This is a genomic window from Arthrobacter sp. PvP103, from assembly GCF_017833075.1.
Taxonomy (GTDB): Bacteria; Actinomycetota; Actinomycetes; order Actinomycetales; family Micrococcaceae; genus Arthrobacter.
Genome location: NZ_JAFIBQ010000001.1, coordinates 1,722,332 through 1,747,385, shown reverse-complemented (window position 1 = coordinate 1,747,385; position 25,054 = coordinate 1,722,332). Strand labels below are relative to the sequence as shown.

Genomic DNA, 25,054 nt, shown 5'->3' with positions numbered 1-25,054 from the left:
ACCATGCCTGCACCCGAACCCGGCGTCCTTGCCGGACTGCCTGACTCCCTGGCAGTGCCCTCCTACGACCGCTCCGGCCTGACCGCCGGGATCGTCCACTTCGGCGTGGGCGGTTTCCACCGCGCACACCAGGCCATGTACCTGGACCGGCTGATGAACGCCGGCAAGGCGCATGACTGGGCCATCTGCGGGGTGGGCGTCCTGCCCGGCGATGCCCGGATGAAGCAGGTGATGGACAGCCAGGGCTGCCTGTACACGCTGGTGGTGAAGAACCCGGACGGAACCCGGGAAGGGCGGGTCATCGGTTCGATCATTGAGTATCTTTTCGCGCCCGATGATCCCGAAGCCGTCATCGAGAAGATGGCGTCCGACGCCGTCCGGATCGTTTCGCTGACGGTCACCGAGGGCGGCTACAACTTCCACCACGTCACCGGCGACTTCGACGCCGGCAACCCCGACGTGGTCCACGACCTCCAACCCGGCGCCGCACCGAGGACGGCCTTCGGCCTCGTCACCGAAGCGCTCGCCCGGCGGCGGGCGCGCGGATTCGCACCGTTCACAGTGATGTCCTGCGACAACATCCAGGGCAACGGCGACGTGGCCCGCACAATGTTCACCGCTTTCGCCAAGCTCAAGGACCCCGAGCTGGGCGCCTGGGTGGAGGAGTGCGTTCCCTTTCCCAACAGCATGGTGGACCGCATCACTCCGGTAACCACCGACGCCGACCGTGAGGAAATTGCCGAGGAATTCGGCGTCCAGGATGCCTGGCCGGTGGTGTGCGAACCGTTCGAGCAATGGGTCCTTGAAGACCGTTTCAGCCTCGGCCGGCCTCCCTTCGAGGAAGCCGGCGTCCAGCTGGTGGAAGACGTGGAACCCTACGAACTGATGAAGCTGCGCCTGCTCAACGCCAGCCACCAGGGAATGTGCTACTTCGGCTACCTCGCCGGCTACCGCTACGCCCACGAGGTGGCCCAGGACGGTTTGTTCGCGCAGTTCCTGCTGGGCTACATGGACAAGGAAGCCACGCCCACGCTTCACCCCGTCCCCGGAATCGACCTCGATGCCTACAAGCGGACACTGATCGAACGGTTCTCCAACGAGCACGTGCGGGACACCCTGGCCAGGCTGTGCGCGGAAAGCTCGGACCGGATTCCCAAGTGGCTGGTTCCGGTCATCCGCATCAACCTCGAACAGGGCGGGGAGATCCGCCGGTCCGCGGCGATCGTTGCCAGCTGGGCCCGGTATGCCGAGGGCACCGACGAACAGGGCGATCCCATCGACGTCGTGGACCGGCTGAGAGGGCCGTTGATGGCAGCCGCCGCGCATCAGCGCGAGGAACCGCTCGCCTTCATCTCCAACCGCGAAGTCTTCGGCGACCTGGTGGACAGCCCGGTCTTTGTTGCGGCTTACCTTCAGGCCCTCGAGGACCTCCACAGCGTCGGTGCCCGGGGAACGCTGGAATCCCTGCGGTCCCATTCATAGGTCAACGCAAACGGTCGACGGCGGGATGCCCCGCCGTCGCTCATCACCGGGGAGAGGCTAATGCGGCACCAGTTCATCGCTGGGGCTCCTGGGCCGGCGGTTCCTGCGCGAACTTGTGAAAAGCGCGGTGATGCCCCTGATGAGTCCGACCGTGAGGGTCTTCAGTACGAGGAGAACGATTCCAACGGCTCCCGTCACCAGCAGTAGCAGGAGAAACAGGACGAGGATCGGCAACAAAAGGACAACTATGCCCGCTATTGCTGCCATGTAAATAAGCGCGTACCCGGCAACGGTGGTCGGATCCACTGGACTTCCTGTCAACAGCCGGACCATTTGCTCCGGATGCTTGCTGCCCGTTCCCGTTGCAGCCTGGGGTGGTGCGGCCTTGAGTATCTATGACGTCGGCCGCTTTGGCGGAGCCCGTTAGGGCAAGGAAGGGTGCCGCCCGCACTGGAGTGGCACCCTTCCTGTTTGGCGGCGGATTATTCCTTGAAGGCGTCCTTGACCTTCTCGCCGGCCTGCTTCAGGTCGGCTTTGCTTTGATCAGCCTGACCTTCGGCCTTCAGGCCCGGATCGCCCTTGGCTTCTCCGGCAGCTTCCTTGCCCTTGCCCCCAAGCTTCTCGGCAGCGTTATCGATCTTGTCTCCCAGACCCATGGTGTTACTCCCTCCGGTTTGGTTGCCGCCGGCGTTCCGCCGGTGGCCTACAACTTCATCGTAAACCCGATCATGCCCAAATAGTAAGCATGCTGACTGGATTGCGGCGCAAGTGCCGATGCAGCTGAAGTCGCATGCGGGTCCCGGCGCCACGAGGACGAGGACTCCAAGTCCCAGTGTTGAAGTGGCGGTTATTTTAACCCTTGACGGTGTGATCTACGTCGCGTAGATTGTTCAACAGTTCGGATTGTTCAACGATCCAACGATCGCTCGTATTTTCGACTTCCGCAGCCCATCACGGTAGTCGCGCACCCCGCCATTTGCGCGCTTGCAACTTCGCTAGCCGGACAACGTGGCGCCCCAGCACCATCCGCCGCACGCGGATTAAATTCACACTTTTCATGGAGGATACACATGGCCACTCCATCAGTTATGGCCCCCGGCGACCCGAAGCCCGTTATAGGGCGCAAGAGCATGTACAAGGCATTCGCGGCCAGCCTGACCGGAACCGCCCTGGAGTTCTACGATTTCGCCGTCTACTCCGCCGCCGCCGCGATCGTTTTCCCGCTGATCTTCTTCCCGGCCTCGGACCCGGTCACGGGCACCCTGCTGGCCTTCTCCACCTACGCCGTGGGCTACATTTCCCGGCCCGTCGGCGGCATCATCTTCGGACGGCTGGGGGATGAGATCGGCCGCAAGAAGATCCTGGTCATCACGCTGATGCTCATCGGCGTCGCCACGTTCCTCATCGGCCTGTTACCCACGTACGACAACATCGGCGTCATCGCCCCCGCCATCCTGGTCTTCCTCCGCTTCGCCCAGGGCGTGGGCGTCGGCGGCGAATGGGGCGGGGCAGTGCTGCTCTCCAGCGAGTTCGGTGACCCCCGCCGCCGCGGATTCTGGGCATCCGCGGCGCAGATCGGCCCGCCTGCCGGCAACCTGATGGCCAACGGCGCGCTCGCAGTCCTGACCCTGACCCTGTCGGAGCAAGCCTTCCTCGACTACGGCTGGAGGATCGCGTTCCTCATCTCCGCACTGCTGGTGGCCTTCGGCCTCTGGATCCGGCTCAAGCTTGAGGACACCCCCATCTTCAAGGCCATGGAAGCCAGGGGAGACAAGCCCAAGGCCCCGATCCGGGAAGTCCTGACCACCCAGCGCCGGCCCCTCATTGCCGCCATGCTCAGCCGGATCGGCCCGGACGTCACCTACGCATTGTGCACCGTCTTCACCCTCACCTACGGCATCCAGGAGCTCGGCTTCGACCGCGGCCAGGTGCTGGTGGCTGTGCTCGTCGGTTCAGCCGTCCAGCTGTTCACCATGCCGCTTGCCGGCGCCATCTCGGACCGCATCAACCGCCGGCTGGTCTACGCCATCGCAGCAGTGGCCGCCGCCGTGTGGGCGTACTTGTTCTTCATCGTCCTGGAGGGACGGTCCCCGGTCATGCTGATCGTGGGAACGGTCCTGGGCCTGCTGTGCCACTCCTTCATGTACGGGCCGCAGGCAGCCTTCGTAGTTGAACAGTTCTCGCCGCGGCTCCGCTCCACCGGCAGTTCACTGGCCTATACCTTCGCAGGCATCATCGGCGGCGCCATTGCACCGTTCATGTTCACCCTGCTGCTGAGCACCTTCCATAGCTGGGTCCCGGTTGCCATGTACCTTAGCGTCGCCTGCCTGCTGACCCTGGTGGGGCTGGCACTGGGGCGTGACTCCAACGTTGCCGAGGACGAGGAATACCTGCAGTCCCCGGTGGAACTCACTGAGGCCGTGGCCCGATGAACCAGGCAACCGCCCTCATGGCGCCCTCCGACGCACGCCTGAAGTTCCGCAACGGCCTGGTCACCCCCACCTCCGGATGGAGCGACGGATACACGCAGGCGAACCTGATTGCCGTGGCGGCCGACTACGCCGATGAATTCATTGAATTCTGCCGGCTCAATCCCAAGGCCTGCCCCGTCATCGACATCATCCCGGCGGGGCGTCACGAAAGCGTCCTCGCCGCAGGATCGGACATCCGCAGCGACGTCCCGGCCTACCGCATATGGGTGGACGGCGAACTTGCCGACGAAGTCACCGATGCGACGTCGGTCTGGCGTGATGACATGGTGGGCGTCCTTATCGGCTGCAGCTTCACTTTTGAGGCCGCCCTCGCCAGCGAGGGCATCCCGCTGCGGCACACCGAAACCGGCCGCAACGTGCCCATGTACCGTACGAACATTGAGTGCACCCCTGCGGGACGCATCCACGGTCCGATGGTGGTCTCCATGCGTCCCATGCTGCCGGGGCTGGTCGACACGGCCATCCGGGTGACGTCGGAAGTCCCGAAGGTCCACGGCAGCCCGGTTCATGTCGGGTCTCCCGAAGATCTTGGCATCGCCGACATCAACCGCCCCGACTTTGGAGACGCGGTGGAGATTCGGCCAGGGGAGGTGCCGGTCTTCTGGGCCTGCGGGGTGACCCCGCAAAGCGCCGTGATGGCATCCAGGCCCTCGTTTGCCATCAGCCACGCCCCCGGGCATATGTTCATCACGGATGTTCCCGAGAGCAACTACCGGGAACCGGCAGGAGTGTCATTGTGAAGAAGAGACTTCCCGTTGCCGAGGCACGGGCCCGCAGGATCATGAACCTGACCGCACCGCGGCGCCAAGCCACCGGGACGCACTGCGAACTGACCGGCGTCTGGCAGAGTCCAACAGGAACGAGCGTCTCCCTGTTCGAGGGCCAGCTCCTCCCGAGCGAGTCCGGCCGGCCCTGCATTTGGACCTACGTTGGCCTCCCGGCCAGCAAAGCCGGATCCGGCGACGCCCGCCGTGCAGCGCCGGAGCACCACAGGCTGTAAGGACCAACCGGCAAGCGGACGACGACGGGACCTCCCGCCGTCGTCCGCTTGCGTTGCCTGGGACCTGCTACGGCAGCCGGGACGCCCGCAGCAGCGTGGGTGTGCCGGCACTTTCGGGGGCGAGGGGCACGGGGCTGACGAGCACTGCCGGGCCGCGGTGCAGGATGCCGCCTGAAACCACCTGGCAGCGCACGCCGCCCCGCCCGCGCATGGCCTTGTGCGCGCCGGGCGCGAGCATCTGGTCCATCCAGGCGCAGGGGTTGGCGGGCCGCCCGGCCTTGAGGCGAACCACATCCCCGCGCGATTCCAGCGCAAACTCCCCGCCCAGCAGCGGAGCCAGGTGGGCACCCCTGAGGACTACGTTGCGCCGCGTCAGCAGCGGGTCAAACGGTGCGGCCCCCAGCTCCGCGGCCATGGCCTCGAGTGCCTCGACGGCGAAAAGGGTGACGGCAGCATCCATGTGGGCGGCCTTACCGAAGAACCTGTCGCCCACGATGCCTTTGCCGGCCACCATCTCCACCTGGTCTGCGTCGGTGGTGGGCACGTCCGCGGCCCCCTCCCGTGCGCGGCCAAAGTAGGCATGGGCCGGCGACACCAGAAGATGCAGGACCTCAACGTTGTACCTGTAGCTTGCCGTCATGCCTCAAAACTATCGTTCATCGGAGGGCAGCCGTTTCAATCCAAAAAAAGGATGCCGGTCGGACCGAATCTTGCCCCGGCAATCCAACAGGAGCATGATTCGGAGGTACTGGGGAGTTTCTAGCTCGATTTGGATCAATGAATATTCGGTTGTAACTAGAGCCAAAGGTGCGCCGATGCCCAACCCAAAGCAGCCCCCCAGTGCCGCCGCAGATCCCACGGCAGAGGCGCGTCCACCAAAGCCCTCGCGACTTCCCCGACAATTGAGTGGCAATGTTGCCAGGAAATCGAAGGCATTGGTCGTATTTGAAATAGTAGGCGGCCTTTCGGCGATCATTGCCTCGCTGATTGCCATCTTGGCCTGGCTTCCCCAAGCCCAGGACACCCTTTGGCCAAACGAGAAATACTACAAGATGCTGGGCGAGCTCAACGCCGGCCACAGCGTCGCTCGGTTCGACTCCGAGCTCGGTCCTCCCACCCTCATCCGGGTCCACAGCACCTCGACGCCGGTTCTAACCGAGCGTCTCTACATGAAGGAGCAATTTGTGGTCAGCACTCTGACGCCGCCTGAGGGCAACCGAACCATGGTCTATTCGGTACTGTCATGCAATCCAGAATTCCAGCCGTCCTTCCACACGCCCGACGGTCGAACCCTCCAGCTGCAGTCAAAACCCCTTGACGCTCTGGACGGCGTCATCACTATGTCGGGCAGCTTGAACTATTCGCCCGGCGCAACTGGCAGCAGCGTTCGACTCAACGCGGAGATGGCAGTCCGAATTCCGGCAACCGCGAGTTCCAACCGCGCCTACGCGTACGGCGTCAACGGAGCGTGCGGACCCACCGCTCTGCCACGGGCAGACGGAAGCTACAACCAGGAATTTAAGGGAACCCTGGGCGAGGCGCCGGACGCTGTGCGCTCATACAGACACACCGTGGCGCCCAATTTCTACGCAGAGGCTTATCCGGAGGACGGGTTTTTGGATTTCGAAACAATAATAGGCATCGCCTCTCCGTACCACTTCGACCTGCCAGCCCGATACCTCAACGAGAGCGGTACCAGAACATTCCGCCGATGAGGTGCAGCTCGGCCGGACCGGAGGCTCACGTGCTCCCTGACAAAGCAACCCCGTTAGTCCACCCGGACCTTCACCCCAGCAGGTCGTCCTCGTAGCACCAGCGCCAGTCTTCACCCGGCTCGATGCTCCGCATCACAGGGTGGCCGGTGGCCGCGAAGTGCCGGGACGCGTGCGTTCCGGGGGAGGAGTCGCAGCACCCCACGTTTCCGCAGGCCAGGCACATCCTGAGGTGGACCGGCGTCGTCCCTTCCCGGCGGCAGTCCGCGCAGAAGGGATCGCGCGGCACCTCCGGGGACCGGGCGGACTCGAGGTGGCCGCACACCCCGCCCGGGCGCGCGATGCCTTCTCCGCCGCCCTCGCCGGAAGTGTCCAGCTCATCCAGTGAGAGGTCGAGCATCGACTCCTCAACGTCCAGCCGGTCCAGGACCTCGCTGAGTACTTCGTGCGCGTACTCGCCTCCGCGCCGCAGCTCCAGCACCTTGGCCCGCTCAGCTTCCAGCATGGCAAGGCGCAGCTGGGCGTAGCGCTGGCTCGGGGTCGCGGCCTCCGCCGTCGGCCGGCCGAGCCGCTCCCAGGCCGCCAGCCCGCGCTCCTGGGTCCGCCGCTTCAGCATCGCGACCACCTCCGGCGGGTCATCGTCGCTGCGCAGTTCCTGCAGCCGCTGCACTCCGGCGGCGGTGGCCAACTGCATCAGGGAGGCCTGGTTCAAGGCGTCCTCGCGCTGGTCCGGACCCTGAACCCGGAGCAACCGGACCAGCGCAGGCAAGGTGAAGCCCTGCAGCGTGAGGGTCCCGCCCACCACCACCATCGCGGCCAGGATCAGCACGGAGCGGTGCTCCAGGTCGGCGGGCAGCACCAGCACCGCGGCCAGCGTCACCACCCCGCGCATCCCTGCCCAGGACACGATCGCGGCGAACTGCCACGGCGGCGCCGGATCCTTTCGCCGCACAGCCGGGATCAGCCGGGGCAGGTAGGTCGCCGGGAAGACCCACACCGGCCGCAGCAGCAGCACCGCCAGCAGGATCACGGCGCAGCCGGCCCAGATCCGGCCGGCGCCCAGCGAATCGTCCTGGACGCCCTCGATGATGGTGCGGACCTGCAAGCCGATCAGCAGGAACACGGAGTTTTCCAGCAGGAACTGCACCGTGTTCCAGTTGCTGCGCTGGCTCAGCCGGGCGGCGCCGTTGGGCATGGACGGCGCTTTGGTGCCCATCACGAGCCCGGTGACGACGACGGCGAGCACCCCGGAAGCGTGGATTGCCTCGGCGGGGAGGTAGGCGACGAACGGGGCTATCAGCGACGTCGAGGTGTTGATCGGGACGTTTCGGATCCGCTTGCGGAGCTCGGTCAGTACGTAGGCGGCGGCGAGGCCCACCACCAGTCCGCCGCCTGCCGCCAGCAGGAAGCCGCCGGCGATCCCGGCCGCGGACACGGACCCGGCGATCGCCGCGATGGCGGCGCGGAGGCAGACGAGTGCGGTGGCATCGTTGACCAGGGATTCGCCTTCGAGGATGGTGACGATCCGGCGCGGCATCCCCACTTTCCGGGCGATGGCGGTCGCGGCCACGGCGTCGGGCGGCGCGACGACGGCGCCGAGGGCGATCGCGGCGGCCAGCGGGATCTCCGGGAACAGCCACCAGACCACAAAGCCCACGGTGAGGGTTCCGAAAATGACGTAGCCCACTGAAAGCAGCCCGATGGCGCGCCGGTTGGAGCCGAAATCGAAGAGCGAGGTCCGCAGCGCGGCCGCGTACAGCAGCGGCGGCAACAGCCCGACGAGGACCAATTCGGGATTGAGTTCAATGCGTGGGACGAAGGGGAGGAAGGAACCCGCGACGCCGGCCAGCACCAGCAGCAGGGGGACGGACACGTTGAGCTTCCGGCCGAGTGCGCTGCCGGCGCAGACAACGGCCACGAGAACCAGCAGTCCCAGTGCGATCTCCATGGGGTCATTCTGTCAGGCGATAAAAGGTGCAAGGCGGTGTAGCGACATTTTCCGTTCACGGCGCCGACACCGTGCGGTTCTCGCGCGTTATTCCGGGGCGGGCACTCTTTTCACGCACCCACGTTCAGCGCGTGACCGCCTGAGAGGAAACCCGTTGAGCTCCACCAAGGAGAACCCCTGTGCTCGTGAAAACCGCTGTCACCGCCGTCGTGGCACTCCTGTCCCTGGCCGGGATCGCAGCCCCGGCATCCGCCGCCCCCCACGCCAGCGAAGATCCTTCCAGCCAGCAGGCGTTTAGCTTCGGTGTCATCGGGGACATCCCGTACGGCGACGCCGAGACCGCAAAATTCCCTTCCCGCATCCAGGACATCAACGCCGACCGCGGCCTGGACTTTGTTGCCCACGTGGGTGACATCAAGAACGGGTCGTCCGTTTGCTCGGACGAGTACTTCGCATATATCCGCTCCGAGTTCGACTCCTTCGAACATCCGTTGGTCTACACGCCCGGCGACAACGAATGGGTGGACTGCCACCGGGGGAACAACGGCGCGTACAACCCCCTGGAGCGGCTGGACAAGCTTCGGGAGGTCTTCTTCAACGCACCGGGAAAAACCCTCGGCCGGACCATGCCAGTGAAGAGCCAGGAAGCCCTCGGGCTGCCGGAGAATGTCCGCTTCACCAGGAACCGCGTGGCATTCTCCGTGGTGAACGTCCAGGGCAGCAACAACTCGCTCCAGCCGTGGACCGGCATCGGTGAAACCGCAGTGACACCCGAGCAGCAGGCCGAGGTGGACCACCGAACAAAGGCGGTCCTGGATCAGGTCCGGGACACCTTCAAGGATGCGACCCGGCGCAACGACAGGGCTGTGGTCCTCATGACCCAGGCGGACATGTTCGACCTTTCGCTGCTCGACGCGGCTACCGCCAACCCGGACTCGGTCTCGGGCTTCCGCGAGATCGTCAGGACGATAACCGAGGAAACGAACCGCTTCGATGGCCCGGTCTACCTCATCAACGGCGACAGCCACGTCTACGCCGAAAACCAGCCCCTTGCCGAAGGCTCGCCCTGGCTGAAGATCTACGGCCAGGAAGCTGCGGATGACCTGCAGCGCATCACCGTCGACGGCTCGGCCAACGCCACGAATTACGTGAGGTTCACAGTGGCGGAAAACAACGCGTCCGGCCACGGCGTCCTGTCCTGGGAAAAGGTTCCTTTCCGTCCGTAGTCCGGCGGGGGCGATAATAAAGGCCCCGTACCGGAAGGCGCTTACATGGAAATGGCAAAAGCCACCGAGGCCGACAAAGAGCAGTTCAGGTCACTGATGGCAGGGCTGCCGGGCATCGAGATCAAGCCGATGTTCGGGAACCTCGGTGCCTTCGTCAACGGAAACATGTTCGCGGGGCTCTACGGCTCCACCCTGGGACTGAAGCTCGCGGATGCTGACCGCGAAGAGCTGATGACGAGCCGGGAAGTCCTGCCATTCATCTCGGCCGAACGGCCCATGGGCGGCTATGCGGGGCTCCCGGTCCAGGGCCCGCCGGAAGAGATCGAACCGTGGCTGGCCCGGGCGCTCGCGCATGTCGCCGCACTGCCGCCGAAGGCGCCCAAGAGTTCCAAGCCGAAAAAGTAATGAACGGTGGCGGACTTGCCTCGTCCTAGGCCTTCGTCACCTCAGGAGGTGCTGTCCCCGGGAGTTTGAACTCCGATTCGCTGAACGAGGGCGTCAAGGATGGGAAGCTGGCCTTTCACGAGCTTGGTGCGCGCCTCCGCCTCGGTGAACCAGCGGGCGTCGTCGATCTCGGGATAGTGCCTGATGACGCCGGAGCCCCTGGGCCATTCCAGCGGGAAAGTGTTGCTCTCAATGCGTTCGGGCCGGAAATCCCACTCGGCCGCGAAGACGGTGATGACCTTGCCGGACGGCTGCCGGAAGGCGCCCAGGCCGATGTAGTCAGCGGGCGGGGCCGGGGTGCCCATTTCTTCTGCGAACTCGCGTTTGGCGGCCGTCAGGGCATCCTCGTCCTCAGGGTATTCACCCTTGGGGACGGACCACGCGTGCTCGTCCTTCCGGGCCCAGAACGGTCCGCCCATATGGGCTATCCAGACCTCCACCTGAGCCGCGGGATTCCACCGGTACAGCAATATGCCTGCGCTTCGAACCGTCATAGTGCCTCCTGGTCCAAGGCTATACGCGACGACGCTGAGGGTCGGCTCTCGGGTAGTGTGTGGGCATGGTGCGTGGACTTGCCGACATGGGAGCAGAAGGCGTTCTGCTGGCTGGGGCAGGGCGGGCAATTCTGCTGCAAATCGCCAACCCGGCGGTGGGTCACGGCGTCGCCGAGCACAGCAACTTTGCCGAGCGTCCGCTGGACCGGCTTCGTGCCACCCTCACCTACGTGTATGCCGTTGTCTACGGCACCGAGGAGCAGGTGGCGGCGGTGCGTCGCCGCGTGAACCGTGCCCACGGCCCCGTCCGCCGGAAGCCCGACGCCCGCTCCGCCGGCTATGACGCCTTCGACGCGCAATCCCAGCTCTGGGTGGTGGCAACCCTGTACGACACCGCCGTCACGGTTTACGAGAGAATCTACGGAACGCTGGACGATGACGCGGCAGACCTCATGTACCGGGACTACGCGAGACTCGGCACCGCCCTCCAGCTTCCCGCGGAACTGTGGCCGGCAGACCGCGAGGCGTTCGGAAGCTACTGGAAGACCTCGCTGGAGGGGCTGGAAGCCGACGACGTCACGTCACACGTGGCCCGCAGCCTGCTCTATCCGGAGGACCCCCTGCTGTGGCAGCGCCTTGCCATGCCGCTGGCCCGCTTCATCACCGCAGGCCTGCTGCCGGACAAGCTCCGGCGGGGTTTCGGACTGCCGTGGAGCGAGCGCCACGGCCGCTGGTTCGACCGCACCATGCGGTGGTCCGCCGTGGTCTACCCGCGGCTGCCGCGGCGGGTCCGACACTGGCCCAAGAACTACTGCCTGGGCCGGCTCGGCGCGGCATAGGAACGGCGTATCAGCGCGGAGTTCCGGCCCGCTCGAAAACCTGCTGGATGATGGTGGCCGCGGCGTCGACGGCAGCCTGGATATCGCCCTCCCCGAGCGGCCGCCAGTTCATGGTCGCAACCTCCACTGAGTCTGTTCCCCTCCGGGCGCCGAGGCGGACATACCAGCGGCCGGGATCCTTAGCATCCTGGTAGCTGAAGGCGTAGCTTGATGCGGCGTCGAGCTTAACGTCCAGGCGTCCCACTGACGTCCAAGAGAGGGCGCCCTGGCCGAAAACATTGGCCTGGATTGTGGTGCAATCAGCGACTGCGGACGTTCGGGTGTCGAAAGGATGGGGCGGCTGGACCGCTGTGCCCGTGCTGATGGCGGTGATGCCGAGCGCGATCCCTTTGTCCTCAGTGGAGGCAATCGCCTTGGCCATGGTGGCGCCGGGCGCCAGCGATTCCCAATACGTGGCATCGTCGTACGAGCAGCTGGTCGGCGACGGGAGCGGTGAGGAACCTGATGACCTCGTGATCACCCCGGCTTCGGTGGGGCTCACGTAGAACTTCGTGGCCGACGGTCCCGGCACGCCGGCGAGCAGCTGGGTGAGCTCTTCCGGGGTACGGGCGCCGGCCGGATTCGGCTGCGGGGAGCTGGGCGGGTTCTTCACGGCCTCATCGATCAATTCGCGGGCAAAGGCGGCCATGGAGTCCATGGCGCGCCCTGTCGCCTCTGGATCCACCGGCCAGAGCGTGAGTGCCATGTCGATCGAGAGGGTCCCGTCCAGCACCTGCATCCCGGCCAGTCCGATGTCCGCCGCGCCCAGGCCCTTGGCCTTCTGGACGGTCCCGTAGGCCTTCTGGCCAACAGGCGGCGGGTCCACGAGCTGGACCCTATACGTCGTGGTGTAGGGGGCGCCTCCGCCGGGGGCTGAGACGGTGATAGCCCGCTCGAAGTCGGTGCACCCCGACGTGAGGCCATCGACGCCGTTGACGTCTGCCGCAACCAGCTTCTCGTGCGGCGCACTCCTCACCGTAAACGTGATGGTGGACGTCGGGGACTGCTGGGGGCCAAGCGGCAGGGTGCCCGCCGCAAAAGCTATTTCAGTGTCCGTCCGCCGCGGATCGCTCTCCCCAGTGGCAGGCAGCCGGAACGCACCGCACTCTTCGGGGGTGGTGACGCTGGTGCTGCTGGGACGCTGCATCCCCTCGGCCGTGCTGCGGAGTGTTCGGGTATCGATCACCATCCCCTGCAGGTTCCGTGACTGCACCACCCTGGTGGCGATGTCCACGAGCTGCTGGTCGCCATAGGCTTCTTCCGGCTGAGCGGATGCGGTTGGTGATGCCGATGACGAGGCCGGCATACCGCTCGACGATTCGCTGCCAGGCGTCGGGCCGCCGGGCGCCGGAGAGCACCCCGCGAGGACCAGTGCCATAGCCGTGCCGGCCACCCAGCGGCGCCAACGGCGGCGGCGGACGGCCCTACAGCCCGGCATTGGAGAACACCTTGCCGAAGAAGGTGGCCAGCCCGTCTGCTGTGGCCTGCGCTTCGGACGGTGAGGACGCCCTGCTGGCCTCCACCGAAAGGCTCCCCCTGCGGGCGCCGGCCCGGACATGCCACTCGCCCGTCCCGTCGGATAGCTGGTAGACGACGGCATAGCTGGAGTCGGCAGCAAGGGTTGTGTTCAGTTGCGAGACGGCCGACCACTCGCGCGAGCTGCCGCCAAGGGCGACCTCCTGGATCGTCGCGCAATCGCGGAGTGCGGCGGCGCGGGTGTCAAACGGGTAGGGCGGCGCCGCAGTCGTCGGCATGCTGATCACGTTGAAATCGCTGTAGTCCATCTTGCTCACACTCTGTATCTGCCCCTGACCGAAGACCGAGCCTGCGAGGGAGCCGTAATATGCTTCATCGCTGAAGGTGCAGGGACCCGCAGGTCCCTGCGACGACGGGGCGGCACTGAAGCCGGGCACCGGGCCGAGGACTGAAGCGCCGGGCATGGTCGCCGGACCGCCGTCCGGGCCGGTGACTCCCTTGAGGAGTGCAACGACGTCGTCAGCAGACCGGGAGTTGGGCGGTACCGGGGCCAGTGTGGGTGGCTTCTTCACAGCCTGGTCGATGAGCTCCTTCGCCAGGCCGGCCATGGAGTCGAGGGCCGGTTTGGCCGCGGACTCGGAGTCGAGCGCGGCCACCGAGAGATTCAGGTGGATGGAAAGTGTCCCGGCAAGGACCCGCAGGCCGACCGTTCCGACACTCCCTGGCCCCGTCGGCTTCGTTTGCCTCAAGCCGTATTGTCTCTCCCCGACCGGCCCCTCCCCGACCCGGGGAGCGGCCAGCAGTTGGAACGTGTACGTTGAGGTCTGGCCGGACTCCGTTGTTGCCACGTCAAACTGGCCGCAGCGGGATGCCAGATCGTCTGTGTAGCCGAAATCGGCCTTGGCGATCGCATCCTTTTCCGCGCTGCGGAGCGTGAACATGATGGTGGTGGTGGGCCCCGACTGCCCGCCGATTGGCATGACGCCGTCGGCAAAATTGACGCTCTTGTCCGCCCACCGAACGAAGGGGTTTTGAGGGGCGAAGGCGATACATTCGCGGGGGGTTGTCTCGGTGCTGACCTCGGGGAAGGTGCCGCTGGAGGCTCCACTTCGCTGGCGTGCGGAGTCCTGGGCCGGGGGGAACTGCAGGTTCCGGTTCTGCGCGACTCCGTTGATGATTGCCGCGAGCTCCTGGTCCGTGAAGACTGTCTCTGGAAAGCCGGTTGCCGCAGGACTGCCTGATGGGGACGCAGGGGGCGTAGCACCGGGCGTCCCGCCTCCGGATGAGCACCCCGCCAGAGCGAGCACGGTCACCACGGCGCAGGCGATCCGGCGACCGACCGACCTGAGCGCATCGCCGGTTTCGGTTCCACGAACGGACACCATCTGCCTCCCTTGCCAGAAGCCAAGGCTATGATTCACGGGGCATACCCAATAGGGTATTTGGACCTCACGCGAGCTCCGCCGCTTCGGGACGGGCCGCCGGAAGCACGTGGCACGGCACGCCGCCACTCTGATGCGCGTAGTCCGTGCTGGCGGTGCACGTAAGCGGCCGCATATTCGGGTGGCGGCCACTCGTGACGGGCCACAGGACAACCCCTAGAATGCACTCACCGGCAGGTGCCGGCAACCCGGACCGCGGAGGTCAGCAGGCAAGCGGCATGACCCGCCCAGCAGGAATCCCTGCTCCTGCCGCAGCTAAGCGGTTCTCTCATTCGGAAGGAAGCTCGTCATGGGAATTCTCGGATTTCTCCTGCTCGGCTTGATCGCGGGAGCTATCGCAAAGGCCATACTTCCCGGAAGGCAGGGCGGCGGCTGGGTAGTCACCCTGGTACTGGGTGTGGTCGGCGCCATCCTTGGCGGATGGATCGGTTCGCTGGTCTTCGGCGGCGGCCTCGCTGAGTTCTTCGATCTCAGGACCTGGCTGCTGGCTATTCTGGGCGCCGTGATTGTGCTGGGCATCTTCGGTGCCGTCACGCGTCGAAGCAGGGCCTGACCCGCGGCTTGTGAGGCCGGCGTAAGGCAAAGAAAACCGAGACGGACGACGGCGACTCCTCCCCGCCGTCGTCCTCTCACCGGCGCCCGCCGCAGGGGAACTAGGCCGCCAGGTAGCCGCCGCTGGCCCAGCGGCGCAGCGCCGCCTTCTCGCCGTCGTCGAACTCCATCAGCGCCACGCGGCAGAGCTCTTCCACGTTCTCGGTCCAGGCCGCCGCCAGCCCCTCCGCCGTCGCATCTTCATTGAGCTGGTAATTGACGTAGCCGAGGCCCTGGACCACAAAGTTCACCGCACCGCGGGACACCGGCTGGCCGGCGGTGACGCAGTCATCCCGGACGAGCCGGGAGAGCTCGTTGCGGTTGACCGGCTGTTCGCGAAGCCGTGCTGCCAAAGCCTGGAAGAGCTGCCGGAACTGCGCCTCGGAGAGTGCGGGCACGTCCGTCACCCTGGTGACCCGTTCCTCGATGCCGGGCTCGACGTCCGCATCGGCGGGCAGGTCGTCGCTGGAAAACCTCTGCGCGTCCCAGACCCAGCCGCCCCGTGAGGGGGAGTATTCAACACCGTTGCCGATCTGGGCCACCCAGGTCCCGAACTTCCCGTACCCGCCCCAGTCTGTTTTCAGGGAAGGGTCCGCCGTGAGTGCACGGTGGGCCACCATGGCTCCGACAACAGGACCCGGTGCGGCCCGGACAAAATCGCAGACCTCCCGGACCGCGGCGGAAACGGCCTTCGACTTTGCCTTGGGTTTTACCTTGGCGGCCGTCTGTGCCTGCAGGGGCTGGACAGAGGCGACGGCGTGGATTGGCTCAGCGGTGGTGCCGTTGAGGATCGCCACGAAGTCGTGGGACTCCACCACGCTGTCCGCCATCTCGCGGTAGGCGAAGGCAACCGCACCGGCGGCGATGACCGTGGTCATCTTGTCCGCTGCCCGGAACCGCTGGATGAGGGACGTGAAATCGGCATCTGCCGAAGCGATGAAGAACTCGTCGATGCCTGCGCTGCCGGACAGCGCGTCCATCGCATCCAGCACCAGGTTGATGTCGGTGCTGGACTTCCCGCGCTGCGTCAGCGACGGGCAGTCGATCACCCGGAAACCGGCACGGGTCCAGTACGTCCGGTACTTCGAGTACACCACCGGGTTCAGGTAACAGTTTCTGATCAGGAAGCGGCGGGAACTTTCGGCGGAGCCGCCGGCGGACAAGGCATCGGCCCAGTGTTTGGGATCCTCGGCGAAACGCTTCGCCGCCAGGGGATCGAGGGCCAGCAACCCCGTGTACACGTTGTCGAAGTCGACAAACATGGCCGCCCGGATTCCGGGCCGTCGGGCAGGGGACGGCGACTCTTTCATCTGCCCAGTGTGCCAGCACGCCGGAAAACCTGCAGCCGCCTTATTCACGACACGCTCAGGCGGTCGGGACGCCGGCGGATAGCAGCCGCCCAAGAATATCGGGCGTCTGTGCAACAGCCGCAGCGCCACGGGCCTCCGACGGTTCCCCGTAGCCCCACGAGACAAAAATCGTAGGGATCCGGTGTGCGGCCGCTCCGGCAATGTCGTAGCTCCGGTCGCCCACCATGACCGCGCCGGAGATGTCCACCCCCTGTGCATCGAGCCGTGCCAGCGATTCGGCAATGACATCCTCCTTGGAGGCTCTTCCTGCTGCGTCGGAGGCACCGCAGATGTCAGCGAAGTGACGGTCAATCCCAAGGGCGATGGCCAGCCGGACCGCCTGGTCCTCCACCTTGGACGTTGCCACCGCCATCGGACACTGCAACGAATCCAGCTGACCCAAAAGGCTGTCAATACCGCCAAATAGGCCGGATTGCAGTGCCCCTGTCTCGGCGTAGGCTGCGCGGTAGTGCCGGAGCGCGTCCCGGGCGGTTGCTTCGTCCAGGCCGGCGCTGTGCCTGAACGACTCGTACATGGGCGGTCCGACATACTTGAGCAGTTCCCCGCGTGGAGGGACGGGGGCATTCACCGCCCTGAGCGCCCGGGCAGCGCTGTCCATCACGCCCGGAGCGGAATCCAGAAGCGTCCCGTCCATGTCGAACAGAATGCAGGTGATGGCGGCGGGCGGCTGATTGTCCCCGTGTGGACGTATCATTTCTGCGGAGCCTTTCTGGCTACGGCATCGGCCACCCTGTCTAAGGGACAAGGGTGAGCCGATGATTGCGGCGGAGGGTAGGGATGGACGGGGCGGGTTTGGATCACATCGACCAGAAGATCCTTGCGGAACTGACGAAGAATGCCCGGGTGTCCCATGCCGAACTGGCCGGCAGGGTGCTTTTGTCCCGGAACGCCGTGCGGCAGCGTGTTGACCGCCTGGAGCGGCAGGGCTACATCCAGGGCTACACGATTGTGGCGGGCAGCGTGGGCCAGAGCATGGTCTCCGCATTCCTCATGATTTACCGCAAGGACCGCATGCGTGGTGCCGACGTCCTGGCAGCGCTGCGGACCATTCCCGAAGTGGTCCTGTGCGATGTCCTGAGCGGCGACTTTGACCTGCTGGTGAGGCTGGAGGCGCGCTCGCTGGACAGGGTCCAGGAGATCTGGGAGCAGATCGCGGCGCTGCCCGGGGTCGGCGATACCGTCACGGCGCTGACCCTGTCCAACGTCATCCGGCGGCAGGGATCAGACGGCCCCGGAACGGCCGGGCCATAGGCCTGCTGCCTCGCTAGCTTCTGATGCAGACCACCTTGGGCTGCGTCATCTCCTCAAGGGCGAACCGGACGCCTTCGCGGCCCATGCTGCCGTACTTGGACCCGCCGAACGGCATGCCGTCGAACCTGTAATCGGAGGAGTCATTGATCATCACGCCGCCCGCGTCCAGGTCCCGTGCCGCGCCCATGGCGGACGCGAGCGAGCGGGTGAAGATGCCTGCATGCAGGCTGAACTCGATGGAGTTCGCCAGTTCGATGGCTTCGGCACACGTGCTGAAAGCCCTGAGCATCACCACCGGTCCGAAGACTTCCTCCTGCCAGAGGCGGCAATCCTCCGGAACGGACTCCAGGACCGTGGGCAGCAGGACATTTCCCTCCGCCCGGTTCCCCGCCAGGACCGTCGCGCCGGCGTCAACGGCCCCGCTGATCTTGAGCTGGACCTCCCGAACTGCAGCGGGGGTAATCATGGGGCCAACGTCGGTCCGTTCCTCGGCGGGGTCCCCGGTGACCAGCGCGCTGGTGGCCGCCAGGAACTTTGCACGGAATTCGCCGTAGATGGAGCGGTGGACCAGGATCCTCTGCACTCCGACGCAGTTCTGCCCCGCAGCCCAGAACGCTCCGGATACGCAGGAATCCACCGCACGGTCCACATCCGCATCGTCAAGGACTATCACCGGTGCGTTGCCGCCCAGGTCCATGGCGAGCTTCTTCAACCCGGCCGTGCGGGCGATTGCCTCACCGGTCGCGAACCCGCCGGTAAAGGACACCATCCGCACGTCCCGGGTCCTGATGATGGCAGCCGCAACATCCCTCCCGCCGTGGACCACCGTCAGGACCTCCGGCGGCAGGCCGGCGTCGTACAGGGCGTCGGCCAGCAGCTGTGCGGACAACGGCGTGAGGGCTGACGGCTTGAGTACGACGGCGTTGCCCCCTGCGATCGCCGGGCCCACCTTGTGTGCCACCAGGTTGAGGGGATCGTTGAACGGAGTGATGGCCGCGATGATCCCCAGCGGCTCACGTGTGAACCAGCCGGTCCGGTCCTCTGATCCGGCATAGGAGTCGAAGGGGATGACCTCGCCGGCGCCGCGCGTTGCCTCCTCTGCGGACAGCCGGAGGGTGTTGATGGCCCGGTGCACCTCCTTGCGCGCCTGGCGGACGGTCTTCCCGGCCTCCGCCACAATGGTCCGGGCAAAGACCCCGCTCCTGCGCTCGATGTCGGAGGCGGCCGCGGACAGGATGGCGGCACGTTCATGGCGGGACAGGGATTTCGCCGCCACGGCGCCGGAGCGTGCCGCGGCCATCACTTCTTCGACAGCACTGACATCGGTGATGGGGACGTCTCCCACAACCCTGCCGTCGTAGGGACTGGTCACCTCGTGGAGCCGTGGGGCGCGGACAACCTGCAGCATGGTGGCCTCAGACACGTGCCAGTCCTTCCGAGATCTTGTGGATGGCCATGATGTCGGAGAGCAGCGCGTAGGCCGTCTCAATGCGTCCGGCGCCGGGGCCGGAAACCGTCACGGGGCCCAGCAGGTCGGTCTCGAACGAAACCGCGTTCGTGGCGCCCGAAATGCCGGCAAGGCTGTGCGCAACATCAACGGCGCGCGGTGCAACGCTTGCCGCGATGCCGCCGTCGGGAGTCCGCCTGGCGGATCCGATCAGCTTCCAGCGCCGGCCGGCCGAAGCGGCTGCCCGGATATCCTCGGGCGTCAGCGCGGAGATTCCCTCCCGGCGGACGTCCTTCAGCTCCAGGTTCCCGCCAAGCAATTCGTTGGCGAGGATCAGCACCTTCAGCTGCACGTCGAAACCCTCGAGGTCCGCGGCGGGATTCGCCTCTGCGTAACCCAGCTCCTGGGCCTCCCGGACAGCCTCAGCAAGTTCAAGGCCGGCTTCCATGCGCCCCAGAACGTAGTTGCTGGTGCCGTTCATGATCCCTTCGAAGCCGTTGAGCTGCAGGCCGCCGAACATCTGCTTGGCAAGCCGGATCACCGGAGTGCCGCTCATGACGGCACCTTCAAACTCGAAGCGGACACCTTTCCGTTCCGCCAGGGCTGCCAGTTCCCGGCCCCGAAGCGCCACGGGTCCCTTGTTGGTGGTGCAGACGCTCTTGCCCGACTCCAGTGCCCAGCGGACGTGCGACACCGCGGGCTCGCCGTCCTCGGGATTGGTGAAGGTGGCCTCGCAGATGATGTCCGCTGTGCAGTTGCGGATCGCGCCCTCGTTATCCGGCTCCGCGGAACCGCCGTGCCGGGCAAAGGTTTCGCCGTCGCCGCCCAGCGCCAGGGCCATGGACAGATCAATGCCGCCGGCGTCCACGAGGGACCCGAGGCGCAGATCCGTGATGGCAACTACACGCAGGCCGAAGCCCAACTCGGCGCGGAGTGCTTCCCCGCGGGAGGCGATCAGCTCAGCCAGGCTGCGGTTCACTCCGCCGAAGCCGATCAGTGCAAGGTCATAGGTGGTCATGCCGTGTCCTTCTCTCGGAATTGCTTGGTGTTTCCATGCTCAGGGCGCTCCGTGTCCGTCCCGCCATGTGATTCCGCCCAAAGGACTGCGCAAAGTGACCAAGGATGACGCCATACGTATCGTCAGCCCTTAACAATCGTGCAATATATGCATCTAGGAATGTTTTTAAAGATCAAGAAGGCGTTTTGGTGTTACTTTCATCACGGTGGTTGGGTTTACCGGTCTGGTCCCCAACGCCCTCCGAGGCTTTCCGGTGCATCAATCCCGTTCGCACCTCGACTACTCTCCCGGGAGCAATTCATGGAACTTTCCTCCACAACCCGCTTGGATCCGCGGGCTTCTTTACCGCCTGAATCGGAACCCGCTGCACCAGAGCGCGGTCCGGCGCCGGGGCTCCAGCGATCCATGGGCCCGCGGCACCTGGTGATGATCGCCATGGGCGGCGTCATCGGGTCGGGCCTTTTCCTCAGTTCGGGCTACACGATCTCCCAGGCCGGCCCGCTGGGCGCGGTTCTGGCGTATCTCGTGGGCGCCTTCGTCGTTTACCTCGTCATGGCCTGCCTCGGGGAACTGGCCATCGCCTACCCGGTCTCGGGCGCGTTCCACATTTACGCGGCCAGATCCATCGGTCCCGCCACCGGTTTCACCACGGCCTGGCTTTACTGGCTGTGCTGGGCCGTGGCCCTGGGATCCGAGTTCACCGCGGCCGGCCTGCTCATGCAGCGGTGGTTCCCGGGAATTGAGGTGTGGGTCTGGTGCGTCGTTTTCGCGTCCATCCTGTTTGCCCTGAACGCCGTCTCTTCGCGGTTCTTCGGCGAATCCGAGTTCTGGTTCTCCATCATCAAGGTGGGCGCCATCGTGGTCCTGATTGCCTTTGGCGGCGCCGCGCTGGTCGGCTTCCACCCGCTGGCCGGCGGCTCCCACCCGTTCCTGCTCGAAAACTTCAATACGTCGGGCGGACTGTTCCCCAACGGCTTTTCCGGCGTCCTGGTGACTGCCCTGGCGGTCTTCTACGCGTTCTCCGGTTCGGAACTCATCGGCGTCGCAGCGGGCGAAACGGCCAACCCCGAGACAAGCATTCCCAAAGCAATGCGGACCACGGTGTTCCGCCTGCTGATCTTCTTTGTAGGCGCCATCGCTGTCATCGCCGCCACCATCCCCTTTGACCAGGTAGGCCTGGACGAGAGCCCCTTCGTCACCGTCTTTTCCTCCATCGGCATCCCCTATGCCGCGGACATCATGAACTTCGTCATCATCACCGCGCTGCTCTCCGCCGGAAACAGCGGCTTGTTCTCCTGCGCAAGGATGCTCTTTTCCCTGTCCGAGGAAGGGCACGCGCCGAAGGCATTCCGGAAGCTCACCAAACGCGGGATTCCCCTCATCGCCCTCTGCGTCAGCATGGTCGGCGGGCTGGCTTCGCTCATCAGCAGCGTGGTCGCTCCGGAATCGGTCTATCTCGCGCTGGTTTCTGTCGCCGGGTTCGCTGTTGTGGGGGTATGGATGTCCATCACGGCGTCGCACTTCTTCCACAGGCGGGCCTTCGTTCGGAACGGCGGAAACGTCGACGACCTCGCCTACAAGGCGCCGCTGTTCCCGGTGGTTCCGATCCTTGCCTTCGCGCTGTGCCTCATCTCGCTGATCGGCATCGCTTTCGACCCGAACCAGGTCGCAGCCCTGTACTTCGGCATTCCGTTTGTGGGCGCCTGCTACGCCTTCTTCTACTACAAGTACGGACGGCGGCAGCAGCTCGCCAAGTAGCCTGCTGCGGCAGATCTACGGCAGATCTGCGGCAACCCGCATGCCCGGCGGCCGAACCAGTGTTCGGCCGCCGGGCCTTTGGCGTGTGCCTCCGAAGGCGGCCGTTCCGGCAGGACGAAAGCTGCCGGTCACCACTGCCTGCGCTGTGTGAGAATGGGCGTTGAAGTCCACCAGAAGGAGCGGTTCAGCTTGGAATTGTCGGAAGCGTCATCGCTGGGCCAGGGCCTTCGCATTGTCCGGCTGATCGTCGACCGCGAGAAGAGGGGCAGGGGACTGCTGGGGGTATCTCAGCTCGCCGCCGAATTGGAGATGGACCAAAGCCGGGTGTCCCGGCTTACCCAGGAGCTGTGCGAGCTGGCCATTTTGGAGCGGGTGGAACGCGGACCGTTCCGTGCCGGTCCGGCCTTCTTCCAGCTTGCGGCCAGCCTCAACGTCGGCTGGATCGGCCAGGCCAAGAGCGAACTGGAACTCTTCGTGGCGGAGTTCGGGCTGCGGGCCCGGCTGTCAGTCCGTGACGGTGTGCGGGTGATCCTCCTCAGGACGTCCAGCAATGACGGCGTGCTGGGAAGCTTTGTGAAACCGGGCATGGTCACACCCGTCTGGTGCACGGGATCAGGCCGTGCCCTGCTCTGGGACCACAAGGCAGCCGATCTTGAGGAGCTTCTTCAGGGCATGGACTTCATCGGCGTGGGCGGCCCCAGGGCGGCCCACTCCGTGCCGGAAGTGTGCGAATTGATGGAGCAGGACCGGCCGCAGGGCTTCATCAGGGCGGCCGAGGAGTTTGAGCACGATGTCCATGAGCTGGCCGTGCCCGTGAGGGATCCGGACGGACGGGTCAGCGCAGCCCTCTCCGTCCTGGGCAGCCGCAACGCTGTTGAGCTCCGGACCGGGGAAATTGCCGATGCACTGCACTCGGCGGCAAGGCGCCTCGCAGCGGTGGGTGCGGCCGGCGCCGGAGTCAGCTAGGACGCCCCAGGGCCGCTTCCAACCGGCCGCCCCACTTCAGGGCCGCGGCAGCAATCTCGTCGCACTTCGGCTCCAGCCGCGCCTTTGATCCGACCACCTGCAACGCGGCGACGGTCTCGCCGCGGAAGTCGCGCACCGGAACGGCCACGGAGTACAGGCGAGGCTCCGCCTCTTCATCCACCACGGAGTATCCGCGCTTCCGCGCCCCGGCCAGGCGAACAAGGAAGTCCTCGACGTCGGCGGGAGTGTTGGGGCCGTGGCGCACAAATTCGGTATGGCTGAAGACAGCACGGACCTCGGCATCGCTGGAGTCCCACAGCAGCGCCTGGCCGGCGTCGCTGCAGTACGCGGGGTAGGGCCGGCCGATCCACGAGCCCACCATCGTGCTGTTCGACGGGACATGCTCACCGATGGTCACGGTGCTGTCACCGTTGAGGACACCCAGGAAGCAGCCTTCGCCGGTATCCTCGACGAGCCCCTCCAGTGCCGTCAATCCCTCGGTCCGCAGCCTTTGCTCAGTGAGCAACTGCGCATCCGTATAGAGGCTCCAGTCCAGCGAATACTCCCGGTGCCCGCCACGCAGCAGGAAGTTTTCCTGCTGGGCGGCCTTGAGCCCGCGGGAGATCTGGCTGCGGTCCTTGCCGAGATCTGCGGCGATGTCCCCGACCGTCGCGCCCCGCGCCCCGCCCTTGTGACGGGACCCGACGGCGAAGACGACTTGCATTCCGCGGCCCATGCTGGAGATCTTCGACATGGATCCGATCTTAGTTCCTGGCTCAGGAGGGGCAGGGGGATTGTGCCTAGTGGATCGCGAAGACCCTGGCGGGGAATCCACTTCCGCCTTGCGGCTTCGGCCAGGCAGCCACCAGCACGGCACCTGATTCAGGCAGGCCGTCCAGGTTGGCGAGCAGCTCTATCTGCCAGCAATCCTGGGCAAGGATGTAGGTTTCCAGGCTGAAGTCCTGGTTCGACGTCGCCTTCCCCGGGTCCGTGTCGGTCTGCTCGTGGCCGATCGCCGTGATGTTCCGCTCGCCGACCAGGAAGGACAGCACCTCCCGGGACCAGCCCGGGGTGTGGCTGACGCCGTCGCGATCCCGGTTCGCCATGGCCTCCGGGTCCGGCCAGCGGTTGCTCCAGCCGGTCCGGAGCGCCACGAACGCGCCCGCCGGGATCCTTCCGTTGCGCTCCTCCCACGCGCTGACGTCATCCAGCGTGGGCGTGGCGTCAGCGTCAGCCGCGGCCCTGGTGCTGATGTCCAGCACCACCAGGGGCAGCACCATCTCATCCACCGGGATATTGTCCAGCGTTCGCCCGCCACGGATAAAGTGCGACGGCGGGTCGACGTGGGTGCCCCACTGGCCGACGATGGAGTAGACGTGTGCCGTGAAGCCGTCGCCGTTTTCCAGATCGAAAAGAGCCGTCCGGCGTTCGTCCGGAAAAGCAGGGAAGTGTGGCTGGCCGGGGTGGAAGGCGTGCGTCAGATCGGTGAACGACCGGCCGGACAGCAGCGACTGGAAACCTTCCCAGAACCCGGTGGCCTGGACCGTCATGATGCCCGCCCCAGTGCGGGACGAACAGACGCTGCCGTGGAAACCCGGACCGGCCCGGAAAGTTCGATGACCGGCACCTCCCAGGGGTGAACTTCGATCATGCGCTCCACGAGCCGGCTGACGGCCTCCTCGGACAGATCCGCGTCCAGATACGTGGTCAGGACAAAGGTGGGCGAAAACGTTCTTTCCTCTGCGCGGCCGAAGGTGGGATTTGCCCCGGCCGATGCCGTGAAGCCCTCGAAGCCGAGACTCGATTCGAAAACATGCCGGTAGTTTCCGAAGTCCCCGAGATCGGGGCAGGACTCGAGTGTGTCGAAAAGTGACGAAAGGCCGGGGTCCGCCTTCAGGACCTCCAGGTCGCCCTCCACCAGCCGCCTCAGGGAACCTGCGCCAATGGGCCAGTGGACGCGGAGTTTGCGCACACTTTTCATTCCAATATCCATGCCTTGATGCCTCTTCCCTCGATCGTCCGGAGCCGTCGTGCGGCTTTTGATTCATCCTGACAGACT

The 25,054-nt window shown here is 65.6% G+C and carries 26 protein-coding genes; 12 read left to right on the top strand and 14 right to left on the bottom strand.

The features are described 5' to 3' along the window. The first annotated feature begins 3 nt into the window (after positions 1–3). Positions 4–1,482, top strand: coding sequence for a mannitol dehydrogenase family protein (locus tag JOE41_RS08080; RefSeq protein WP_209751877.1), 1,479 nt, complete (start codon positions 4–6; stop codon positions 1,480–1,482). Between the two features lie 57 nt (positions 1,483–1,539). Here the strand turns inward: JOE41_RS08080 and JOE41_RS08075 are convergent, their stop codons facing one another. Both JOE41_RS08075 and JOE41_RS08070 read right to left on the bottom strand, forming a co-directional pair. Continuing rightward, positions 1,540–1,788 (bottom strand): hypothetical protein, encoded by a 249-nt coding sequence (locus tag JOE41_RS08075; protein WP_209751875.1) that lies wholly within the window; start codon positions 1,786–1,788, stop codon positions 1,540–1,542. 176 nt (positions 1,789–1,964) lie between these two features. Next, on the bottom strand, positions 1,965–2,138 hold the full coding sequence (locus tag JOE41_RS08070; protein WP_011693403.1) for a CsbD family protein: 174 nt from the start codon (positions 2,136–2,138) through the stop codon (positions 1,965–1,967). Between the two features lie 414 nt (positions 2,139–2,552). On the opposite strand from JOE41_RS08070, the gene JOE41_RS08065 reads away from it, so the two are divergent. The 3 genes from JOE41_RS08065 to JOE41_RS08055 are packed head-to-tail and all read left to right on the top strand — an operon-like array spanning position 2,553 to position 4,974. Beyond that, complete coding sequence (locus JOE41_RS08065) at positions 2,553–3,914, top strand: MFS transporter (RefSeq protein WP_011693402.1); 1,362 nt, start codon at positions 2,553–2,555, stop codon at positions 3,912–3,914. After that, positions 3,911–4,714: a putative hydro-lyase gene (locus tag JOE41_RS08060; protein ID WP_011693401.1), complete on the top strand. Its 804-nt coding sequence runs from the start codon at positions 3,911–3,913 to the stop codon at positions 4,712–4,714. The genes JOE41_RS08065 and JOE41_RS08060 overlap by 4 nt, the downstream gene beginning before the upstream one ends. Continuing rightward, positions 4,711–4,974 (top strand): hypothetical protein, encoded by a 264-nt coding sequence (locus tag JOE41_RS08055; RefSeq protein ID WP_209751873.1) that lies wholly within the window; start codon positions 4,711–4,713, stop codon positions 4,972–4,974. Before JOE41_RS08060 ends, JOE41_RS08055 begins: the two co-directional genes overlap by 4 nt. Positions 4,975–5,041: 67 nt before the next feature. On the opposite strand, the gene JOE41_RS08050 is transcribed toward JOE41_RS08055, so the two are convergent. Continuing rightward, positions 5,042–5,614, bottom strand: coding sequence for an MOSC domain-containing protein (locus tag JOE41_RS08050; protein ID WP_011693400.1), 573 nt, complete (start codon positions 5,612–5,614; stop codon positions 5,042–5,044). 175 nt (positions 5,615–5,789) lie between these two features. On the opposite strand from JOE41_RS08050, the gene JOE41_RS08045 reads away from it, so the two are divergent. Then, a complete protein-coding gene (locus JOE41_RS08045; RefSeq protein ID WP_209751871.1) occupies positions 5,790–6,689 on the top strand; it encodes an ETEC_3214 domain-containing protein in 900 nt (299 codons plus the stop codon). Between the two features lie 70 nt (positions 6,690–6,759). Here JOE41_RS08045 and JOE41_RS08040 read toward each other — a convergent pair whose 3' ends face one another. Further along, positions 6,760–8,634, bottom strand: a complete 1,875-nt coding sequence (locus tag JOE41_RS08040) for a Na+/H+ antiporter (protein ID WP_209751869.1) — start codon at positions 8,632–8,634, stop codon at positions 6,760–6,762. Between the two features lie 179 nt (positions 8,635–8,813). Here JOE41_RS08040 and JOE41_RS08035 point away from each other — a divergent pair, with 179 nt between their 5' ends. Beyond that, on the top strand, positions 8,814–9,860 hold the full coding sequence (locus JOE41_RS08035; protein ID WP_209751867.1) for a metallophosphoesterase: 1,047 nt from the start codon (positions 8,814–8,816) through the stop codon (positions 9,858–9,860). 45 nt (positions 9,861–9,905) lie between these two features. Then, positions 9,906–10,265 carry a TfoX/Sxy family protein gene (locus JOE41_RS08030; RefSeq protein ID WP_011693395.1) on the top strand — a complete coding sequence of 120 codons (360 nt, stop codon included), beginning with the start codon at positions 9,906–9,908 and terminating at the stop codon, positions 10,263–10,265. Positions 10,266–10,306: 41 nt separating this feature from the next. On the opposite strand, the gene JOE41_RS08025 is transcribed toward JOE41_RS08030, so the two are convergent. Then, positions 10,307–10,798: an NUDIX domain-containing protein gene (locus JOE41_RS08025; RefSeq protein WP_011693394.1), complete on the bottom strand. Its 492-nt coding sequence runs from the start codon at positions 10,796–10,798 to the stop codon at positions 10,307–10,309. 65 nt (positions 10,799–10,863) lie between these two features. Between JOE41_RS08025 and JOE41_RS08020 the strand changes: the two genes are divergently transcribed. Then, on the top strand, positions 10,864–11,637 hold the full coding sequence (locus JOE41_RS08020; RefSeq protein ID WP_209751866.1) for an oxygenase MpaB family protein: 774 nt from the start codon (positions 10,864–10,866) through the stop codon (positions 11,635–11,637). Between the two features lie 10 nt (positions 11,638–11,647). Here JOE41_RS08020 and JOE41_RS08015 read toward each other — a convergent pair whose 3' ends face one another. Together JOE41_RS08015 and JOE41_RS08010 are read right to left on the bottom strand one after the other, a co-directional pair. Continuing rightward, complete coding sequence (locus JOE41_RS08015; RefSeq protein ID WP_209751865.1) at positions 11,648–12,982, bottom strand: hypothetical protein; 1,335 nt, start codon at positions 12,980–12,982, stop codon at positions 11,648–11,650. 118 nt (positions 12,983–13,100) lie between these two features. After that, positions 13,101–14,537, bottom strand: a complete 1,437-nt coding sequence (locus tag JOE41_RS08010; protein ID WP_245200663.1) for a hypothetical protein — start codon at positions 14,535–14,537, stop codon at positions 13,101–13,103. A 346-nt stretch (positions 14,538–14,883) separates the two neighbouring features. Here JOE41_RS08010 and JOE41_RS08005 point away from each other — a divergent pair, with 346 nt between their 5' ends. Then, on the top strand, positions 14,884–15,147 hold the full coding sequence (locus JOE41_RS08005) for a GlsB/YeaQ/YmgE family stress response membrane protein (RefSeq protein ID WP_011693390.1): 264 nt from the start codon (positions 14,884–14,886) through the stop codon (positions 15,145–15,147). A 100-nt stretch (positions 15,148–15,247) separates the two neighbouring features. Here the strand turns inward: JOE41_RS08005 and JOE41_RS08000 are convergent, their stop codons facing one another. Both JOE41_RS08000 and JOE41_RS07995 read right to left on the bottom strand, forming a co-directional pair. After that, positions 15,248–16,495 carry an NYN domain-containing protein gene (locus JOE41_RS08000; RefSeq protein ID WP_209751864.1) on the bottom strand — a complete coding sequence of 416 codons (1,248 nt, stop codon included), beginning with the start codon at positions 16,493–16,495 and terminating at the stop codon, positions 15,248–15,250. Between the two features lie 55 nt (positions 16,496–16,550). Further along, positions 16,551–17,249: an HAD hydrolase-like protein gene (locus JOE41_RS07995; RefSeq protein ID WP_209751863.1), complete on the bottom strand. Its 699-nt coding sequence runs from the start codon at positions 17,247–17,249 to the stop codon at positions 16,551–16,553. 83 nt (positions 17,250–17,332) lie between these two features. On the opposite strand from JOE41_RS07995, the gene JOE41_RS07990 reads away from it, so the two are divergent. Beyond that, the gene (locus JOE41_RS07990) at positions 17,333–17,806 is read left to right on the top strand and encodes an Lrp/AsnC family transcriptional regulator (protein ID WP_011693387.1); all 474 of its coding nucleotides are present in this window, start codon (positions 17,333–17,335) and stop codon (positions 17,804–17,806) included. 13 nt (positions 17,807–17,819) lie between these two features. On the opposite strand, the gene JOE41_RS07985 is transcribed toward JOE41_RS07990, so the two are convergent. Beyond that, positions 17,820–19,214, bottom strand: coding sequence for an aldehyde dehydrogenase family protein (locus tag JOE41_RS07985; protein WP_209753579.1), 1,395 nt, complete (start codon positions 19,212–19,214; stop codon positions 17,820–17,822). Positions 19,215–19,221: 7 nt separating this feature from the next. Continuing rightward, positions 19,222–20,271, bottom strand: coding sequence for a homoserine dehydrogenase (locus tag JOE41_RS07980; protein WP_209751862.1), 1,050 nt, complete (start codon positions 20,269–20,271; stop codon positions 19,222–19,224). Positions 20,272–20,571: 300 nt separating this feature from the next. On the opposite strand from JOE41_RS07980, the gene JOE41_RS07975 reads away from it, so the two are divergent. Both JOE41_RS07975 and JOE41_RS07970 read left to right on the top strand, forming a co-directional pair. Next, positions 20,572–22,029, top strand: a complete 1,458-nt coding sequence (locus tag JOE41_RS07975; RefSeq protein ID WP_209751859.1) for an amino acid permease — start codon at positions 20,572–20,574, stop codon at positions 22,027–22,029. A 189-nt stretch (positions 22,030–22,218) separates the two neighbouring features. Beyond that, complete coding sequence (locus JOE41_RS07970) at positions 22,219–22,995, top strand: IclR family transcriptional regulator (RefSeq protein ID WP_011693383.1); 777 nt, start codon at positions 22,219–22,221, stop codon at positions 22,993–22,995. Here JOE41_RS07970 and JOE41_RS07965 read toward each other — a convergent pair. Genes JOE41_RS07965 through JOE41_RS07955 form a run of 3 tightly spaced genes read right to left on the bottom strand, consistent with a single transcriptional unit; the run spans position 22,988 to position 24,976 of the window. After that, entirely contained in the window at positions 22,988–23,749 is a 762-nt protein-coding gene (locus JOE41_RS07965) for an IclR family transcriptional regulator (RefSeq protein WP_209751855.1), read from the bottom strand. The genes JOE41_RS07970 and JOE41_RS07965 overlap by 8 nt on opposite strands. Positions 23,750–23,795: 46 nt before the next feature. Further along, a complete protein-coding gene (locus tag JOE41_RS07960; RefSeq protein WP_209751853.1) occupies positions 23,796–24,545 on the bottom strand; it encodes a cyclase family protein in 750 nt (249 codons plus the stop codon). Then, the gene (locus tag JOE41_RS07955; protein WP_307800680.1) at positions 24,542–24,976 is read right to left on the bottom strand and encodes a hypothetical protein; all 435 of its coding nucleotides are present in this window, start codon (positions 24,974–24,976) and stop codon (positions 24,542–24,544) included. The genes JOE41_RS07960 and JOE41_RS07955 overlap by 4 nt, the downstream gene beginning before the upstream one ends. Positions 24,977–25,054 lie beyond the last annotated feature (78 nt).

Bases quoted from the DNA above. Each gene is read 5' to 3' on its own strand.
- JOE41_RS08080 (WP_209751877.1), top strand. From the start codon at position 4: ATGCCTGCACCCGAACCCGGCGTCCTTGCCGGACTGCCTGACTCCCTG.
- JOE41_RS08070 (WP_011693403.1), bottom strand. From the start codon at position 2,138: ATGGGTCTGGGAGACAAGATCGATAACGCTGCCGAGAAGCTTGGGGGC.
- JOE41_RS08065 (WP_011693402.1), top strand. From the start codon at position 2,553: ATGGCCACTCCATCAGTTATGGCCCCCGGCGACCCGAAGCCCGTTATA.
- JOE41_RS08060 (WP_011693401.1), top strand. From the start codon at position 3,911: ATGAACCAGGCAACCGCCCTCATGGCGCCCTCCGACGCACGCCTGAAG.
- JOE41_RS08050 (WP_011693400.1), bottom strand. From the start codon at position 5,614: ATGACGGCAAGCTACAGGTACAACGTTGAGGTCCTGCATCTTCTGGTG.
- JOE41_RS08045 (WP_209751871.1), top strand. From the start codon at position 5,790: ATGCCCAACCCAAAGCAGCCCCCCAGTGCCGCCGCAGATCCCACGGCA.
- JOE41_RS08040 (WP_209751869.1), bottom strand. From the start codon at position 8,634: ATGGAGATCGCACTGGGACTGCTGGTTCTCGTGGCCGTTGTCTGCGCC.
- JOE41_RS08030 (WP_011693395.1), top strand. From the start codon at position 9,906: ATGGAAATGGCAAAAGCCACCGAGGCCGACAAAGAGCAGTTCAGGTCA.
- JOE41_RS08025 (WP_011693394.1), bottom strand. From the start codon at position 10,798: ATGACGGTTCGAAGCGCAGGCATATTGCTGTACCGGTGGAATCCCGCG.
- JOE41_RS08020 (WP_209751866.1), top strand. From the start codon at position 10,864: ATGGTGCGTGGACTTGCCGACATGGGAGCAGAAGGCGTTCTGCTGGCT.
- JOE41_RS08015 (WP_209751865.1), bottom strand. From the start codon at position 12,982: ATGCCGGCCTCGTCATCGGCATCACCAACCGCATCCGCTCAGCCGGAA.
- JOE41_RS08010 (WP_245200663.1), bottom strand. From the start codon at position 14,537: ATGGTGTCCGTTCGTGGAACCGAAACCGGCGATGCGCTCAGGTCGGTC.
- JOE41_RS08005 (WP_011693390.1), top strand. From the start codon at position 14,884: ATGGGAATTCTCGGATTTCTCCTGCTCGGCTTGATCGCGGGAGCTATC.
- JOE41_RS08000 (WP_209751864.1), bottom strand. From the start codon at position 16,495: ATGAAAGAGTCGCCGTCCCCTGCCCGACGGCCCGGAATCCGGGCGGCC.
- JOE41_RS07995 (WP_209751863.1), bottom strand. From the start codon at position 17,249: ATGATACGTCCACACGGGGACAATCAGCCGCCCGCCGCCATCACCTGC.
- JOE41_RS07990 (WP_011693387.1), top strand. From the start codon at position 17,333: ATGGACGGGGCGGGTTTGGATCACATCGACCAGAAGATCCTTGCGGAA.
- JOE41_RS07985 (WP_209753579.1), bottom strand. From the start codon at position 19,214: ATGCTGCAGGTTGTCCGCGCCCCACGGCTCCACGAGGTGACCAGTCCC.
- JOE41_RS07980 (WP_209751862.1), bottom strand. From the start codon at position 20,271: ATGACCACCTATGACCTTGCACTGATCGGCTTCGGCGGAGTGAACCGC.
- JOE41_RS07975 (WP_209751859.1), top strand. From the start codon at position 20,572: ATGGAACTTTCCTCCACAACCCGCTTGGATCCGCGGGCTTCTTTACCG.
- JOE41_RS07965 (WP_209751855.1), bottom strand. From the start codon at position 23,749: ATGTCGAAGATCTCCAGCATGGGCCGCGGAATGCAAGTCGTCTTCGCC.
- JOE41_RS07960 (WP_209751853.1), bottom strand. From the start codon at position 24,545: ATGACGGTCCAGGCCACCGGGTTCTGGGAAGGTTTCCAGTCGCTGCTG.
- JOE41_RS07955 (WP_307800680.1), bottom strand. From the start codon at position 24,976: ATGAAAAGTGTGCGCAAACTCCGCGTCCACTGGCCCATTGGCGCAGGT.